This is a genomic window from Cytobacillus sp. FSL M8-0252, assembly GCF_038007345.1.
Lineage (GTDB): Bacteria > Bacillota > Bacilli > Bacillales > Cytobacillaceae > Cytobacillus > Cytobacillus kochii.
The window spans coordinates 125594-144683 of record NZ_JBBOWZ010000001.1 but is presented as its reverse complement, the minus strand read 5'-3'; the positions used below and the strand labels follow the sequence as shown (position 1 = coordinate 144683).

Annotated in this window: 11 protein-coding genes and 1 riboswitch; of the genes, 2 read left to right on the top strand and 9 right to left on the bottom strand. The window is 40.1% G+C overall.

Going from position 1 to position 19090, the window contains the following annotated elements; translation table 11 throughout:
- Positions 1-21: 21 nt before the first annotated feature.
- On the bottom strand, positions 22-651 hold the full coding sequence (gene rplC / locus MKX83_RS00710; protein ID WP_095371223.1) for a 50S ribosomal protein L3: 630 nt from the start codon (positions 649-651) through the stop codon (positions 22-24).
- A 36-nt stretch (positions 652-687) separates the two neighbouring features.
- Complete coding sequence (gene rpsJ / locus MKX83_RS00705; protein WP_003348621.1) at positions 688-996, bottom strand: 30S ribosomal protein S10; 309 nt, start codon at positions 994-996, stop codon at positions 688-690.
- Positions 997-1354: 358 nt separating this feature from the next.
- A riboswitch (SAM riboswitch) is annotated at positions 1355-1467 on the top strand.
- 106 nt (positions 1468-1573) lie between these two features.
- On the opposite strand from rpsJ, the gene MKX83_RS00700 reads away from it, so the two are divergent.
- Both MKX83_RS00700 and metH read left to right on the top strand, forming a co-directional pair.
- Positions 1574-3433: a bifunctional homocysteine S-methyltransferase/methylenetetrahydrofolate reductase gene (locus MKX83_RS00700; protein ID WP_341053567.1), complete on the top strand. Its 1860-nt coding sequence runs from the start codon at positions 1574-1576 to the stop codon at positions 3431-3433.
- Entirely contained in the window at positions 3411-6833 is a 3423-nt protein-coding gene (gene metH / locus MKX83_RS00695; protein WP_341053565.1) for a methionine synthase, read from the top strand. Before MKX83_RS00700 ends, metH begins: the two co-directional genes overlap by 23 nt.
- 93 nt (positions 6834-6926) lie before the next feature.
- On the opposite strand, the gene tuf is transcribed toward metH, so the two are convergent.
- The 7 genes from tuf to rpoB all read right to left on the bottom strand — a co-directional run bounded on the left by tuf (position 6927) and on the right by rpoB (position 19084).
- Entirely contained in the window at positions 6927-8114 is a 1188-nt protein-coding gene (gene tuf, locus MKX83_RS00690; protein WP_095371226.1) for an elongation factor Tu, read from the bottom strand.
- A 121-nt stretch (positions 8115-8235) separates the two neighbouring features.
- Complete coding sequence (gene fusA, locus MKX83_RS00685) at positions 8236-10314, bottom strand: elongation factor G (protein ID WP_095371227.1); 2079 nt, start codon at positions 10312-10314, stop codon at positions 8236-8238.
- Positions 10315-10368: 54 nt separating this feature from the next.
- Entirely contained in the window at positions 10369-10839 is a 471-nt protein-coding gene (gene rpsG / locus MKX83_RS00680) for a 30S ribosomal protein S7 (RefSeq protein WP_224938669.1), read from the bottom strand.
- Between the two features lie 44 nt (positions 10840-10883).
- Complete coding sequence (rpsL, locus tag MKX83_RS00675; RefSeq protein ID WP_095371229.1) at positions 10884-11306, bottom strand: 30S ribosomal protein S12; 423 nt, start codon at positions 11304-11306, stop codon at positions 10884-10886.
- 104 nt (positions 11307-11410) lie between these two features.
- The gene (locus MKX83_RS00670) at positions 11411-11659 is read right to left on the bottom strand and encodes a 50S ribosomal protein L7ae-like protein (protein WP_095371230.1); all 249 of its coding nucleotides are present in this window, start codon (positions 11657-11659) and stop codon (positions 11411-11413) included.
- Between the two features lie 144 nt (positions 11660-11803).
- Positions 11804-15400: a DNA-directed RNA polymerase subunit beta' gene (gene rpoC / locus MKX83_RS00665; protein WP_341053560.1), complete on the bottom strand. Its 3597-nt coding sequence runs from the start codon at positions 15398-15400 to the stop codon at positions 11804-11806.
- Between the two features lie 120 nt (positions 15401-15520).
- Positions 15521-19084, bottom strand: coding sequence for a DNA-directed RNA polymerase subunit beta (gene rpoB / locus MKX83_RS00660; protein WP_340977158.1), 3564 nt, complete (start codon positions 19082-19084; stop codon positions 15521-15523).
- Between the last annotated feature and the right edge of the window lie 6 nt (positions 19085-19090).

Here is a 19090-nt window from a genome sequence, read left to right as displayed (position 1 = left end):
TACTTCCTCCTTTCCGGGTTATTACTTTGCTTTAACCGCACTTACTAGTTTTAGAAGCGCTTTTTTAGAGCCAGGTACATTACCTTTTACTAATAGAAGATTGCGTTCTGCATCTACTTTTACGATTTCAAGGTTTTGTACTGTGATTTGTTCTCCGCCCATGCGACCAGGTAATAATTTACCTTTGAATACGCGGTTTGGAGCAACAGGACCCATTGAACCTGGGCGACGGTGGTAACGTGAACCGTGTGCCATTGGTCCGCGAGATTGTCCGTGGCGTTTAATTGCACCTTGGAAACCTTTACCTTTTGAAATTCCTGTTACATCAATTTTTTCACCTTCAGCGAAAATATCAACTTTGACTTCCTGACCAACTTCATACTCAGCTAAGTCAGCTCCGCGTAATTCGCGAACGAAGCGCTTAGGAGTAGTATCAGCTTTAGCAGCGTGTCCTTTTTCCGGTTTGTTTGAAAGCTTTTCGCGTTTATCTTCAAAACCGATTTGGATTGCTTCGTATCCATCAGTATCAACTGATTTCTTTTGAAGAACAACGTTTGGAGTAGCTTCAACCACTGTTACCGGGATAAGATCACCGTTTTCAGCAAATACTTGAGTCATACCAATCTTTCTTCCTAAGATTCCTTTGGTCATTTCAGTCACACCTCCTAGATTGTTTTAATGTATTAATTAAAGTTTAATTTCGATATCAACACCAGATGGTAAGTCTAAACGCATTAATGAATCGACTGTTTGTGGTGTTGGATTAATGATGTCGATTAAACGTTTGTGTGTACGCATTTCGAATTGCTCACGAGAATCTTTATATTTATGCACCGCACGAAGAATTGTGTAAACTGACTTTTCAGTTGGCAATGGGATTGGACCAGATACAGCCGCACCAGAGCGTTTTGCAGTTTCAACGATTTTTTCAGCAGATTGATCAAGAATTCTGTGATCATAAGCTTTTAAACGAATACGAATTTTTTGTTTTGCCATTATTTTCCCTCCTTTTCGCCTATTTTCATATAGACATTCTCCGTGAAAATTTCCCACACACTCGCCATGGCAAAGCGGCCGGGTGTGTCAGCAACCTTTCACTTCATCGCAGTCAAAGACCAACATTGTCTATTATACAGAAAAGACATAACAAATGCAACTATTGATTGCGTTTCTCTCTGTTCTGCACACTTTTAACATTATAACTGCTGTTAATAGTGTTTTCAAGTATATCCTCCTCTTTACATCATTTTCTAAAAAAACGCTTATTTAATTACTTATTTTTAAATTTTCTAAATTTTTATTTGACAAACATAGACTCATTCATGTAAATTTTAGTCAATAAAATATTTTTTATTTCTTATCATGAGAGGTTGAGGGATAGGCCCGATGACACCTCAGCAACCATCAATAGTGAACACTATTGAAAAGGTGCTAATTCCTACAAGCTATACGCTTGAAAGATGAGAAGATGACTATGATAATAATAGGCCTTCTTCTTGAGGGCCTTTTTTATTTTCTCTTTGGCTTCTCATCCATTGAATTCAACAAAATATGAATTGAAGGAGTGAGACCTTTGAACTTCCTTGAAAAAATGAAGAACCAAGTATTAATTGCTGACGGTGCGATAGGAACACTTCTTTATTCTTATGGTACGGATACATGTTTTGAAGAGTTGAACCTCTCAGCACCGGAACAAATTCAGCACATTCATCAAGCCTATCTCCATGCAGGTGCTGATTTAATTCAAACAAATTCCTATGCTGCGAATGATTTAAAATTGAAACGGTATGGCCTAGAGGATTCAGTCAAAGAGATTAATAGTGCGGCTGTAAAACTGGCACGATCTAGTATTCAACAGCACCAGGCATATGTGCTTGGCACAATTGGAGGTGTACGAGGATTAAACCCCCTCTCTATTCCTCTAGATGAAATTAAACGTAACTTTCGTGAACAGCTATACTGCTTATTGATAGAAGGCGTAGATGGGCTCCTTCTTGAAACGTATTATGATTTAGAAGAATTAGAAACGGTTCTCTCTATTGCCCGGAAAGAAACGGATATACCTATAATTGCCCAAGTGTCTTTACAAGAAATCGCTATATTACAAAATGGGACGTTAATTAATGACGCCTTAAAAAGGTTAGAAGCTAAAAGGGCAGATGTTGTCGGGGTAAACTGCCGTTTAGGTCCACATCATATGTTAGAGACACTCTCCTCCGTTGAATTACCTCAGCACGCGTTTCTATCTGCATATCCTAACGCGAGTCTACCGGCCTATATCGATGGTACGATTCAATATAAGGAGGGTGAAGACTATTTTAGAAAATCAGCGAAGTCCTTCCTTAAGCAAGGTGTTCGACTGCTTGGTGGTTGCTGCGGAACGACACCTGGCCATATTAAAGCATTTGCAGACGAAGTTAGGCATGCTGTACCGATTATTGAAAAACAAGTAACAAATAAAAGGAAACCTAAAATAGAGAGAATTATAATCGAACGCACCAATACCCCGTTAGAGACACTTGTACAAGAAAAACGCACCATCATCGTCGAACTAGACCCACCTAAGAAGCTATCAACTGCTAAATTTTTTGAAGGCGCCAGAGCCTTAAAAGATGCTGGGGTTGATGCAATCACACTCGCAGATAACTCTCTTGCGACACCACGAATCGCAAATGAAGCCCTAGCACATATCATCCAAAGGGATACAAACGTTCGACCACTTGTCCATCTCTCCTGTAGAGATCGAAACTTAATCGGCTTACAATCACATCTCATGGGTCTTCATACATTGGGGTTGCATGATATTTTAGCCATTACAGGGGATCCGGCAAGAGTTGGTAATTTCCCAGGCGCTTCATCTGTATTTGATTTATCTTCCTTTGAATTAATAGAAATGATTAAACAATTTAATGAAGGAATTTCCCCTTCAGGTTCTGAACTTGGTGAAAATGCCGTCTTTTCGGTCGGGGCAGCATTTAATCCTCATGTCAAATCCTTAGACAAAGCTGTTGCCCGACTTGAAAGGAAGATAAAAGCAGGCGCTGATTATTTCGTGTCACAGCCAGTGTTTTCAGTAACACAACTATTAGAGATTCATGAGGCAACAAAGCATCTGTCCGCACCTATTTTCATCGGAATGATGCCACTGATTAGCAGCAAAAATGCAGAGTATCTTCATAACGAAGTGCCTGGTATCAAGATTACTCAAACGACCCGCGACAGAATGGCTAAAGCGGTTAACCCTGTTCTAGCTGAGAAAGAAGGCTTATTAATTACAAAAGAGTTGATCGATGCAGCCTTAGAACTCTTTCAAGGCATCTACCTTGTTACCCCCTTCCTTAGATATCAACTCACAACCGAGCTGACCAATCATATTAGAAGAAAAGATCAACAGATGAAGGAGCATCATTATGTCAAAAGTAGCCATCACTAAACAAATGACGGAAAAGATTTTAATCATGGATGGAGCAATGGGTACCATGCTACAAGAAGCCCACCTAACTGCAGATGACTTTGGTGGTGAGGACTTAGAAGGTTGTAATGAGCACCTCACACTTACGCGACCTGAATTGATTCAATCAATTCATGAAGCTTATCTTTTGGCAGGGGCAGATATAATTGAAACAAATACATTCGGAGCGACGCGTATCGTTTTAGAAGAATATAATATTGGGCATTTAAGTGAATTATTAAACCGCAGAGCGGCTGAAATCGCTATAAAAGCAGCGCATAAATACAACAAGCCTAATCATCCGCGATATGTAGCAGGATCTATGGGACCAACTACTAAGACATTAAGCGTTACCGGTGGAACAACTTTTAAACAATTAGTCATGGATTATCGTACACAAGCCATAGGACTCATTGACGGTGGTGTAGATTTATTATTAATAGAAACAAGCCAAGATCTCCTTAATGTAAAAGCTGCTTTCCTAGGGATTAAAGAAGCCTTTCATCATACAAAGAAAGAACTCCCTATTATGGTATCAGGGACAATAGAACCGATGGGCACCACTTTGGCAGGGCAAAACATCGAAGCGTTTTACATTTCAATAGAGCACATGAAACCAATAGCTGTTGGACTCAACTGCGCAACTGGACCGGAATTTATGCAAGAGCATATTCGCTCTCTAGCACAACTCTCTTCAACTGGGGTTAGCTGTTATCCTAATGCAGGCTTACCAGATGAAGACGGTTGTTATCACGAAACAGCAGAATCTCTATCTACAAAGCTTTTGGATTTTGCCACACAGGGCTGGGTGAATATCGTTGGTGGTTGTTGCGGTACCACACCAGCGCACATCACAGCAATCAGTCAAGCATTAGCCCATGTACCACCCCGTCCCATTACTAAAAAGAGACAGCATAAACTATCGGGTATTGAACCCCTTACCTATGATGAATCTATTAGACCGATTATGGTTGGTGAGCGAACAAATGTCATTGGCTCAAAAAAATTCAAACGGTTGATTAATGAAGGAAAGTATGAGGAAGCATCCGAAATTGCTAGAGCCCAAGTTAAAAAAGGAGCAAGCGTCATTGATATATGCCTTGCTGACCCTGATCGTAATGAGATAGAAGATATGGACCATTTTTTAGCTGAAGTAACGAAAAAAATCAAAGTTCCCCTAGTCATTGATTCAACTGATGATGAAGTAATCGCCAAAGCTCTTACCTACTCTCAAGGCAAAGCTATAATCAATTCGATTAACTTAGAAGATGGTGAGGATCGATTCGCCTTTGCTGCAAAGCTTATCCATCAGTACGGAGCAGCCATTGTTGTCGGTACCATTGATGAGGAAGGCATGGCCATCACAGCTGAAAACAAGCTAGCTATAGCTAAACGGGCCTATCACATCCTCGTTGAGCAGTATCAAGTACCTCCAGAGGATATTATCTTCGACCCCCTGGTTTTTCCTGTCGGCACTGGAGATGAACAATATATTGGTTCTGCTAAAGAAACTGTACTTGGTATTAAACTTATTAAAGAAGCTCTACCGGAGGCGAAAACGATTTTAGGCATTAGTAATGTGTCCTTTGGTCTTCCGAGTGTGGGGAGAGAAATTTTAAATTCCGTCTTCCTCTTTCATTGCACGAAAGCCGGGCTAGACTATGCAATCGTCAATACAGAAAAGCTAGAGCGTTTCCCAAGCATCCCTAAAAATGAAGTCGAATTAGCAGAAAAGCTTCTTTTTCAAACCAGCGATAGCATTTTAGCTGATTTTACTGACTTTTATCGTGATAAGAAGAAGGAAAAAAGGATAGAAACCCATTTACTATCATTAGAAGAACGTTTATCAAGCTATATAATAGAAGGAACAAAAGAAGGCCTTCTCCCAGATTTAGAAAGAGCATTAGCGAAATACCCAAATCCATTAGATATTATCAACGGACCATTAATGAATGGTATGGCAGAAGTAGGTAGATTATTTAATGATAATCAATTAATTGTTGCAGAAGTCTTACAAAGTGCAGAAGTGATGAAAGCATCAGTCGCGTTTTTAGAACCTTATATGGAGAATGATAAACAAACATCTACAAGTAAGGGGAAAGTTTTACTCGCAACCGTCAAAGGTGATGTCCATGATATCGGTAAGAATCTTGTCGATATTATTCTCTCTAACAATGGATTTGAAACCATTGATCTTGGAATTAAAGTCTCTTCTGCTGAACTTATCGCAGCCATTAGAGAGGAAAAACCCGACATCATTGGACTCTCTGGCTTACTCGTAAAGTCAGCACAACAAATGGCATTAACAGCAAAGGACTTACAGGATGCCCATATACAAACCCCCATTATGGTGGGGGGAGCTGCCTTATCTCGAAAATTTACGAATAATAAAATCGCCCCTAACTACAAAGGACTCGTCTTATATGCAAAAGATGCAATGACCGGTCTGAGTTTAGCAAATGAAATCCGAGAACCAAGTCGCTATAGTGAATTATTTCAAGCACAAATCTCGAGAACAGCACAAACTACCAAAGAAGAAACCCAATTGATAAAAAAATATTCCGAACCAGCCGTTGACGTGAAAACCGTTCAACAAGCTCCTATTTTTCAAACGCAAGATTTAAAGAGACATTTAATTACAAATCTCTCTTTTCACCATATTGAACCATATATTAACCGTAAAATGCTGCTATATCATCTTGGGGTTAAAAATCAAAAAAGGGAGCTCACTAATGAAAAACTGGATAAGGTGAATAACCTATTAGACTCACTGATCCATGAAATAATTAAAAATAACTGGATACAACCAAAGGCTACTTACCAATTCTTCAAAGCAAAGGCCAATGGAAATGATGTCATAATAATGAATAAAGACGAACTTCCTATTGAAGAGTTTGCATTCCCTAGACAAGAAAAAGGAAAAAACCTTTGTCTTGCTGATTATCTAAGAGAAAAGCAAACAGACTACGTATGTTTTTTTGCTGTAACAGCTGGAAAGGGAATACGAAAGGCAGCTACACAATTAAAAGAGGAAGGCAGATTTCTAGAAAGTCACGCATTGCAAGCAATTGCGTTAGAAACAGCTGAAGGTCTGGCTGAGTATATTCATAGACAGATTAGGGATAAATGGGGATTCCCAGATCACCCAACAATGACGATGGATGAGCGTTTTGCGGCTAAATATCAAGGACAACGATTTTCGTTCGGTTACCCAGCCTGTCCAAATTTAGAAGATCAAGCAAAGTTATTTCGTCTTATCCAACCAGAGGATATTGATATCGAATTAACAGAAGGTTATATGATGGAACCTGAAGCTTCTGTTACGGCTATGGTGTTTTCACATCCCGAAGCAAGATACTTTAATGTACACTCTTCTTCATAATTAATGTAAAAAAGCATAAAGAAAAAGCAGCCGGCGTCCCGACTGCTTTTTCTATGAAAGGCGTCCCCTTCAAATATCGTAAATCAAAATTTATTACTCAACGATTGTAGCAACTACGCCAGCGCCTACAGTACGTCCACCCTCACGGATAGAGAATTTAGTACCTTCTTCGATAGCGATTGGAGAGATAAGTTCAACGTTCATTTCGATGTTATCTCCAGGCATAACCATTTCTACACCTTCAGGAAGGTTACAAATACCAGTTACATCAGTTGTACGGAAGTAGAACTGAGGACGGTAGTTTGTGAAGAATGGAGTGTGACGTCCACCTTCTTCTTTAGATAAAACGTAAACTTCAGCTTTGAATTTTACGTGTGGAGTAATTGAAGCTGGTTTAGCTAATACTTGACCACGTTGGATATCTTCACGTGCAACACCACGAAGAAGAGCACCAATGTTATCTCCTGCTTCAGCATAATCAAGAAGCTTACGGAACATTTCAACACCTGTTACAGTAGTTGATTTTGGTTCTTCAGCAAGACCGATGATTTCAATAGTATCACCGACTTTAACTTGTCCACGCTCAACACGACCTGTAGCAACAGTACCACGACCAGTGATTGAGAATACATCCTCAACTGGCATCATGAATGGTTTTTCAGTGTCACGAGTTGGAGTTGGGATATACTCATCAACTGCAGCCATTAATTCAATGATTTTTTCTTCCCACGCAGCATCTCCTTCAAGAGCTTTAAGCGCAGAACCTTTGATTACAGGAATATCGTCACCAGGGAATTCATATTCAGAAAGAAGGTCACGAACTTCCATTTCTACTAATTCAAGTAATTCTTCGTCGTCTACCATGTCACATTTGTTCATGAATACAACAAGGTAAGGTACACCTACTTGACGAGAAAGAAGGATGTGCTCACGAGTTTGTGGCATTGGGCCATCAGCAGCAGATACTACTAGGATACCGCCGTCCATTTGTGCAGCACCAGTGATCATGTTTTTAACATAGTCAGCGTGACCTGGGCAGTCAACGTGTGCATAGTGACGGTTTTCAGTTTCGTACTCAACGTGTGCAGTAGAGATTGTGATACCACGCTCTCTTTCTTCTGGAGCAGCATCGATTTGGTCATATCCACGAGCTTCACCGCCGCCTGCTTTCGCAAGTACAGTTGTGATTGCTGCTGTTAATGTAGTTTTACCATGGTCAACGTGTCCGATAGTTCCGATGTTAACATGGGGTTTTGAACGGTCAAATTTTTCTTTAGCCATTAGGAAAATCCTCCTTTAATTTTAAATAAATTAAGTATTTGATTGACATTGGTCGGTGGCTACCTTCCAATGTCAGGTTACTTACAATGATAGTTATACTTGATTAAAAAGGTAAAATCAATTATTCACCTTTATTTTTTTTGATGATTTCTTCAGAAATTGATTTTGGAACTTCTTCATAATGATCAAAGTGCATTGAGAATGTACCGCGACCTTGCGTATTAGAACGCAATGAAGTAGCATAACCAAACATTTCAGAAAGTGGAACCATAGCACGAACTACTTGTGCGTTACCGCGTGCTTCCATACCTTCAACACGTCCACGACGAGAAGTAACATCACCCATAATGTCTCCCATATACTCTTCCGGAATAACTACTTCAACTTTCATTACCGGTTCAAGGATAACTGGGTTACATTTTGATGCAGCGTTTTTCAGTGCCATAGAAGCGGCAATTTTAAACGCCATTTCAGATGAGTCAACATCATGGTATGATCCATCAAATAATCTAGCTTTAATATCAACCATTGGATAGCCGGCTAATACACCACGCTCCATAGCATCTTCAAGACCAGATTGTACTGCAGGGATATATTCACGTGGAACAACACCACCAACGATGCCGTTTACGAATTCAAATCCTGCACCTTCTTCATTTGGAGAGAACTCAATCCAAACGTGACCAAATTGACCACGACCACCGGATTGACGCGCGAATTTACCTTCGATGTTTGCAGATGCACGGAAAGTTTCACGATAAGCAACTTGTGGTGCACCAACATTTGCTTCTACTTTAAATTCACGTTTCATACGGTCTACAAGGATATCAAGGTGAAGCTCACCCATACCAGCGATGATTACTTGACCAGTTTCTTGGTCAGTATGCGCGCGGAATGTTGGATCTTCTTCTTGAAGTTTTTGAAGTGCTGTAGTCATCTTATCTTGGTCTGCTTTAGACTTCGGTTCGATAGAAAGAGAGATAACTGGCTCTGGGAACTCCATAGATTCAAGAATTACAAGACTCTTTTCATCACATAGTGTATCTCCAGTAGAAGTATCTTTCAAACCAACAGCAGCAGCAATATCCCCTGCATAAACTGTAGAGATCTCTTCACGAGAGTTTGCATGCATTTGTAGGATACGACCTACACGTTCACGTTTATCTTTTGTAGAGTTCTTAACATAAGAACCTGAATCTAACGTACCAGAGTAAACGCGGAAGAAAGTTAATTTACCAACATAAGGGTCAGTCATAACTTTAAATGCTAATGCAGAGAAAGGCTCTTCATCACTTGATGGACGAGTAACTTCTTCTTCTGTGTCTGGATTAATACCTTTAATGGCATGTACATCCAATGGAGATGGAAGATAGTCGATTACTGCATCAAGCATTTTTTGAACACCTTTGTTTTTGAATGCAGATCCACAAATAACTGGATAGAACTCAACGTTTACTGTACCTTGACGGATTGCAGCTTTAATCTCTTCATTAGAGATTTCTTCTCCACCAAGATATTTCTCCATTAATTCTTCATCAAGTTCAGCAAGAGCTTCGATTAATTTTTCACGATACTCTTGGGCTTGATCCATATATTCTTCAGGAATTTCACGAGTTTCGATATCAGTACCAAGATCGTTACCGTAGAAAGTAGCTTTCATTTCGATAAGGTCAATGATACCTTCGAATTCGTCTTCAGCACCAATTGGTAATTGGATAGCTGCTGCATTTGCTTGCAGACGATCATGAATTGTACCTAAAGAGTACAAGAAGTCTGCACCGATTTTATCCATTTTGTTTACGAATACCACACGTGGTACGCCGTAAGTTGTCGCTTGACGCCATACAGTCTCAGTCTGTGGTTCAACACCAGATTGAGCATCTAGTACAGCAACTGCTCCATCAAGTACACGCAATGAACGCTCAACTTCAACTGTGAAGTCTACGTGTCCTGGCGTGTCAATGATATTAACACGGTGGCCTTTCCATTGAGCTGTAGTAGCGGCAGAAGTGATTGTAATACCACGTTCTTGCTCTTGCTCCATCCAGTCCATTTGTGAAGCACCTTCATGTGTTTCACCAATTTTATGGATACGACCAGTGTAATAAAGAACACGCTCAGTTGTTGTTGTTTTACCAGCATCAATGTGAGCCATGATACCAATATTACGCGTATTATCTAAGGAGAACTCTCTTGCCATTGTGTCTTTCTCCTTCCTAGTATGGGAATTATTTTTATATTATAAAAATGAATCTTACCAACGATAGTGAGCAAATGCTTTGTTTGCTTCAGCCATTTTATGAGTGTCTTCACGTTTCTTCACTGATGCACCAGTGTTGTTAGCTGCATCAAGAATTTCGTTTGCAAGACGCTCTTCCATTGTTTTCTCACCGCGAAGGCGAGCGTAGTTTACTAACCAACGAAGACCAAGAGTTGTACGGCGATCAGGGCGCACCTCAACTGGTACTTGGTAGTTAGCTCCACCTACACGGCGTGCTCTTACTTCAAGTACAGGCATGATGTTTTTAAGCGCTTGATCGAATACTTCCATTGGCTCTTTGCCAGTACGCTCACTAATGATATCAAATGAATTATATAGAATTGCTTGAGATTTACCTCTCTTACCATCTACCATCATTTTATTGATTAGACGGCTAACAAGCTTTGAGTTGTAAATCGGATCAGGCAATACGTCTCTTTTTGCTACAGGACCTTTACGTGGCATGTAATTTTTCCTCCTTTCAAGAAAGGGTTATTTTTATTTGTGAATTATTTCTTAGCTGCTTTAGGACGTTTAGCACCGTATTTAGAACGACCTTGCATACGGTTGTTAACACCAGCAGTATCAAGTGCACCACGAACGATATGGTAACGTACACCCGGTAAGTCTTTTACACGACCGCCACGGATAAGTACCACACTGTGCTCTTGTAGGTTATGACCAATACCAGGAATATAAGCATTTACTTCGATTCCGTTAGTTAAACGTACACGTGCATATTTACGCAACGCTGAGTTTGGTTTTTTTGGAGTCATTGTACCAACACGAGTACATACACCGCGTTTTTGTGGTGAAGATATGTTCGTTTGTACTTTTTTGAAGCTGTTATAACCTTTGTTCAACGCAGGAGAAGTTGATTTCTCTTCCTTTGTTTTACGAGGCTTGCGTACTAATTGATTAATAGTAGGCATGTATTTTTCCTCCCTTCATCTTTTCATGTAAGCCCACACATCCAGGTGGTTCATTTAAAGGCAAAAACAAAGTCCTTGCAGATTTCTATCTACAAAAACAGTTTTTAAATAGTTAATGCAACAGCTGCAGCACCTACATCTATCCCACATGCTTTACCAAGCTTTTTCATCGAATCAACATATGTGATTGGAACGTTATGATCTTTAGCAGCTTCTTCTATCATAGATTTGACTTGAAAATTTGTATCGCTAGCGATGACTACTTCAGATACAATTCCAGATTTAAGAGCTTTCACTGTTTGTTTAGTTCCTACTATAATTTCTTTCGCCTGCAATACTTTTTCATAAGACATAAATTCATCCTCCAAAGTATCCAGTAATAGGAGCACCTTTGCTATATTACCACCATTTGAAAATGATGTCAACAATCATTCATATTTTTTTAATATAGAAGGTCGGTGCCGTTCTTAAAAAGAACGACACCCTTACTTCTATCATTATTCTACCGTGATTGTTTCTTCAACTGTCTCTTTTGTATAAGGCTCTGCTTGACGATAACGTTGCATACCTGTACCAGCTGGAACAAGTTTACCAATGATAACATTTTCTTTCAAGCCGAGTAACTCATCACGTTTTCCTTTAATCGCTGCATCTGTAAGAACTCTAGTTGTTTCTTGGAATGAGGCAGCGGATAAGAAGGAATCAGTTTCAAGAGATGCTTTTGTAATACCAAGTAATACCGGACGTCCAGTAGCTGGCATTTTACCTTCCATCAGTGCTTTTCTATTCGCATCAGTAAATTGATGGATATCAAGCAATGTGCCTGGAAGTACATCTGTCTCAGCTGCATCGATAACACGTACTTTACGAAGCATTTGACGTACCATTACTTCGACGTGTTTATCACCGATTTCAACCCCTTGCATACGATAAACTTTTTGTACTTCTCGTAGCAAGTATTCTTGAACAGCTGTAACATCTCTCACCTTAATTAATTCTTTCGGATCGATAGAACCTTCTGTTAGCTCTTGGCCGCGTTCCACTTCATCGTTAATTGCTACTTTTAAGCGCGCAGTATACGGTGCAGTATAAGTGCGTGATTCAACTTCACCTTGAATAACGATTTCATGTTGACGATCGCGACCTTCATTAATGCCAACCACTGTACCTTTGATTTCTGAAATAACCGCTTGACCTTTAGGGTTACGTGCTTCAAAAATCTCTTGGATACGAGGAAGACCTTGTGTAATATCGTCTCCTGCAACCCCACCAGTATGGAATGTACGCATCGTTAACTGTGTACCAGGTTCACCAATTGATTGAGCGGCAATAATACCAACTGCTTCACCGACTTCAACTTCTTGACCAGTAGCCAAGTTACGTCCGTAACATTTTTTACATACACCGTGGCGAGTATTACATGTGAACGCAGAGCGAATCCATGCTTCTTCAACGCCTGCAGCGATGATTTCTGCAGATAAATCTTCAGTAATCAGTTCATTTTCACGTGCAATGATTTCATTTGTTTCCGGATGTCTAATCGCTTTTCTTACATGACGACCGATTAAACGTTCCTCTAAGCTTTCGATCACTTCTGTTCCTTCCTTCAAGGAAGAAATCAATAAGCCACGATCTGTACCGCAATCATCTTCACGTACAATTACGTCCTGTGCAACATCAACAAGACGACGAGTAAGGTAACCAGAGTCAGCTGTTTTAAGGGCTGTATCAGCAAGACCTTTACGCGCACCGTGAGTAGAGATAAAGTACTCTAATACAGTTAATCCTTCACGGAAACTTGATTTAATCGGTAATTCAATAATACGACCAGCCGGGTTGGCCATTAGACCACGCATACCAGCTAACTGCGTAAAGTTAGATGCGTTACCACGAGCACCTGAATCACTCATCATGAAGATTGGGTTGGATTTATCCAATGATTTCATTAGTTTCGATTGGATATTATCTTTCGCCGCACTCCAGATAGAGATAACTCTGTCATAACGTTCCTCTTCAGTAATAAGACCACGTCTAAATTGTTTTAATACATTATCAACTTTATTTTGAGCTTCATGAAGAATTTCTTCTTTTTCACCTAATACAACGATGTCTGCCACACCAACGGTAATACCAGCCTTAGTTGAATATTTGAAACCTAAATTCTTCATGCGGTCTAGCATTTTTGATGTTTCAGTAATCTTGAAGCGTTTAAATACTTCAGCAATGATATTTCCAAGAATTTTCTTCTTAAACGGATCGACAATCGGCATTGTACGAATCGCTTCAGGAATATCAATAGCTTTATCAATAAAGTATTTCTTCGGTGTTTCAATTTCAAGATTCTCTTTTGTTGGTTCGTTAATATACGGGAATGTTTTCGGTAAAATTTCATTGAATACCAATTTACCAACTGTTGTCATTAATAGTTGCTTGTTTTGTTCTTCAGTGAAAGTTTCATTTTTTAACGAACCAGCATGGACAGCTACTCTTGTGTGCAAGTGAACATATCCGTTTTGGTAAGCAAGTAACGCCTCGCTTGTGTCGTTAAAGACCATTCCTTCACCAACAGCATTTTCTCTTTCTAAAGTTAAGTAATAGTTACCTAACACCATATCTTGTGAAGGCGTAACAACTGGTTTACCATCCTTAGGATTCAGGATGTTTTGTGCTGCCAACATAAGCAATCTAGCTTCAGCTTGCGCTTCTGCTGATAAAGGTACGTGAACCGCCATTTGGTCACCATCAAAGTCAGCATTATATGCTGTACAAACAAGTGGATGCAGGCGAATGGCACGTCCTTCAACCAACGTAGGTTCAAATGCTTGAATCCCTAATCTATGAAGTGTAGGGGCACGGTTTAATAATACCGGATGCTCCTTAATGACACTCTCAAGTACATCCCAAACTTCAGGGTGAACTTTTTCGATTTTACGTTTAGCTGATTTAATGTTATGTGCTAGGCCCTTTTCAACTAACTCTTTCATGACAAATGGTTTAAATAACTCCAATGCCATTTCTTTAGGTAGTCCACATTGATACATTTTCAAGTTTGGACCAACGACAATTACAGAACGCCCAGAGTAGTCAACACGTTTACCGAGCAAGTTTTGACGGAAACGTCCTTGTTTACCTTTTAACATATGAGATAGTGATTTAAGTGGTCTATTACCAGGACCTGTAACAGGACGTCCACGACGACCGTTATCAATTAAAGCGTCAACAGCTTCTTGAAGCATACGCTTTTCATTTTGAACGATGATGCTTGGAGCACCAAGGTCTAATAAACGTTTCAAACGGTTATTACGGTTAATTACACGGCGATAAAGGTCATTCAAATCTGATGTAGCAAAGCGACCACCGTCTAGTTGAACCATTGGACGAAGCTCTGGAGGAATAACTGGTAGCACATCAAGAATCATCCAGCTCGGTTCATTTCCTGAACCACGGAATGCTTCAAGCACTTCTAATCGTTTAATTGCACGTGTACGGCGTTGTCCTTGTGCAGTTTTTAATTCTTCTTTTAAAGTATCTACTTCTTTATCAAGGTCAATATCTGAAAGTAATTTTCTAATTGACTCCGCACCCATAGACGCTTGGAACTTATTACCGTATTTTTCACGGTAAGCACGGTATTCTTTTTCAGAGAGCAATTGTTTTTTCTCTAATGCTGTATCTCCGGATTCGGTTACAACATAAGATGCAAAATAAATTACTTCTTCCAATGCACGAGGAGACATATCAAGAACAAGACCCATACGGCTTGGAATACCTTTAAAGTACCAAATATGTGATACTGGCGCTGCTAGCTCAATATGCCCCATTCTTTCACGACGAACTTTAGCACGTGTAACTTCAACACCACAACGATCACAAACAACACCTTTATAACGAACGCGTTTGTATTTACCGCAATGACACTCCCAGTCCTTTGTTGGACCGAAAATACGTTCACAAAACAAACCATCTTTTTCAGGTTTTAATGTACGATAATTGATTGTTTCAGGTTTCTTTACTTCACCATGAGACCATGAGCGGATTTTATCTGGTGAAGCGAGACCTATTTTCATATACTCGAAATTATTAACATCTAGCAAGGGGCCTACCTCCCTTTCGATCTACAGGTTTTTCCCATTAACTTATCAATAAGTTTGGGTCCCAGTCATCTATTCCACTTAGCTCGAATGGAGGGCAGTGATCGCCCTCCTTGTTCAAATTTATTCTTTTGTTGCTACTGTTTCTGCTACTTCTGTTTCTTGCGTATCTGGAGCGATTGTTAAGGATTCAGCCTGTTGCATATCCTCATCATCATCCGTATCACGCATTTCTATCTCTTTTTCATCGCCTGAAAGGATTTTTACATCCATACCTAAGCTTTGAAGTTCTTTAATTAATACTTTGAATGATTCAGGGACACCAGGTTCCGGTACATTTTCACCCTTAACGATGGATTCATATGTTTTCACACGTCCAACGACATCATCCGATTTAACTGTTAAGATCTCTTGAAGTGTATAAGCAGCACCATAGGCTTCAAGTGCCCAAACCTCCATCTCACCAAAACGCTGTCCACCGAATTGTGCTTTACCACCAAGCGGTTGTTGCGTAACAAGTGAGTAAGGTCCAGTAGAACGAGCGTGAAGTTTATCATCAACCATGTGTGCTAGTTTGATCATATACATGACACCAACAGATACACGGTTATCAAACGGCTCTCCTGAACGTCCATCATAAAGAACTGTTTTCGCATCACGAGCCATACCAGCTTCTTCGATTGTTTCCCAAACATCTTCCTCGTTTGCACCATCAAATACTGGTGAAGCAACATGAATGCCTAGTGATCTTGCCGCCATTCCAAGGTGTAGTTCAAGTACCTGACCGATGTTCATACGAGAAGGTACCCCTAATGGGTTCAACATGATATCAACCGGTGTGCCATCTGGTAAATACGGCATATCTTCTTCCGGTAGAATACGAGAGATAACCCCTTTGTTACCATGTCGGCCGGCCATTTTGTCCCCTTCAGAAATCTTACGCTTTTGAACAATATAAACACGTACAAGTTGGTTTACACCTGGAGGTAGTTCATCGCCATCTTCACGGTTGAAGACTTTGACATCTAGTACGATACCGCCTCCACCATGTGGTACACGCAAGGATGTATCACGTACTTCACGTGCTTTTTCACCGAAGATAGCATGAAGTAGTCTTTCCTCTGCAGTTAGTTCTGTTACACCTTTAGGCGTTACTTTACCAACTAACAAGTCCCCATCTTTCACTTCAGCACCTGTGCGAATAATACCGCGCTCATCTAAATTACGTAGGGCATCTTCCCCTACATTCGGGATGTCACGAGTAATTTCTTCAGGTCCAAGCTTCGTATCACGAGACTCTGACTCATACTCTTCAATATGAATCGAAGTGTATACATCATCTTTTACAAGGCGCTCACTCATGATGATCGCATCCTCGTAGTTATAACCGTCCCATGTCATGAAAGCAACGAGAACATTACGTCCAAGCGCAAGTTCACCAAGTTCCATTGATGGTCCGTCAGCAAGGATTTCACCTTTCGTTACACGGTTACCAACTGCAACAATTGGTCTTTGGTTGTAACAAGTACCTTGGTTGGAACGAATGAACTTAAGCATTCTATATTTATCAAGATCGCCTTTTACTTCTTGGCCATCTACTTCTTTCACACGTCTTACCCAAACTTCTTTCGCTTCAACATGCTCAACAATACCTTCGTGCTTACAAATCACCGCAGCACCAGAATCTTTACCAGAAACATATTCCATTCCTGTTCCAACGCGTGGTGCTTCAGGCTGCATAAGAGGCACAGCTTGTCGTTGCATGTTGGCACCCATTAAGGCACGGTTAGAGTCATCATTCTCTAAGAACGGGATACATGCAGTCGCAGCAGATACAACCTGCTTAGGTGATACATCCATGTAATCAACACGGTCACGTTTAACAACAGTATTTTCCCCTCTAAAACGAGCAACAACTTCCTCGTCAATAAATGAACCATCTTCACCTAGTCTTGCATTCGCTTGGGCTACAACATAATTATCTTCCTCATCAGCTGTTAAGTAATCGATTCTTGAAGATACTGTACCTGTTTCGTGATCAATACGACGATAAGGTGTTTCAATAAATCCGAAACGATTCACTTTCGCAAAGGATGATAAAGAGTTAATTAATCCGATATTCGGTCCCTCTGGCGTTTCAATTGGACACATACGACCATAGTGGGAATAGTGAACGTCACGCACTTCAAAGCCTGCACGCTCACGTGTTAATCCACCAGGTCCTAAGGCTGACAGACGTCGCTTATGTGTTAACTCAGCTAATGGATTTGTTTGGTCCATGAACTGAGACAATTGAGAGCTACCAAAGAATTCTTTAATAGATGCAATAACAGGACGAATGTTGATTAATTGTTGTGGCGTAATTGTGTTCGTATCTTGAATGGACATTCTCTCACGAACTACACGCTCCATTCTTGATAAACCGATACGGAATTGGTTTTGCAATAGCTCACCAACAGAACGTAATCTTCTATTACCAAGGTGGTCAATATCATCTGTATCGCCGACACCATGTAATAAATCAAAGAAATAGCTAATAGAAGCAATAATATCAGCCGGTGAAATATTCTTCACAGCTTCTTCTACATACGCATTACCGATTACATTGATGACTTTCTCGCCATCTTCATTCGGTGCATAAATTTTAATCGATTGAACATCGACTTCTTCATCTATAACGCCACCGACAAGGTCCACTTTCTTAAAGCCAACATTCTTCTCAAGATAAGGAAGAATTCGATCAAGCGTTCTACGATCAAGTACAACACCTTTTTCAGCAATGATTTCCCCTGTTTCAGGATCAACCAAATTCTCAGCTAATCTTTGGCCAAATAATCTATTTTTTATATGAAGCTTTTTATTAATCTTGTAACGTCCAACATTTGCTAAATCATAGCGTTTTGGATCAAAGAATCTTGATACAAGTAAGCTTTTTGCATTCTCAACAGTCGGTGGTTCACCAGGACGAAGACGCTCATAGATTTCGAGCAATGCTTTGTCCGTACCTTCTGTGTTATCTTTTTCAAGCGTATTACGGATATATTCATTGTCACCAATTAATTCGATGATTTCTTGATCAGATCCGAACCCTAGTGCACGCAAAAGAACCGTAACGGGTAGTTTCCTCGTACGATCTATTCTAACGTATACGACATCTTTGGCATCAGTTTCATACTCAAGCCAAGCGCCGCGGTTCGGGATAACAGTGGCAGTAAAGCCTTTTTTCCCGTTTTTATCGAGTTTTCCGCTAAAGTATACGCTCGGAGAACGCACCAATTGCGAAACAATGACACGTTCTGCGCCATTAATTACAAATGTTCCTGTTTCTGTCATAAGCGGGAAGTCACCCATAAAGACATCCTGATCTTTGACTTCGCCTGTTTCTTTGTTCACAAGACGCACTTTCACACGCAAAGGTGCAGAATATGTAACATCTCGTTCCTTCGATTCCTCAACCGAATATTTTGGATCGCCAAGGCTGTAATCAATAAATTCAAGCGATAAATTACCAGTAAAGTCTTCAATCGGAGAAATGTCGTGAAACATCTCTCTTAAACCCTCATCAAGAAACCATTGATAAGAAGAGGTTTGGATTTCGATTAGATTTGGTAATTCTAAAACTTCACTGATTCGTGCGTAACTTCTACGTTGGCGGTGTCGTCCATACTGAACTAGTTGACCTGTCAACTGATT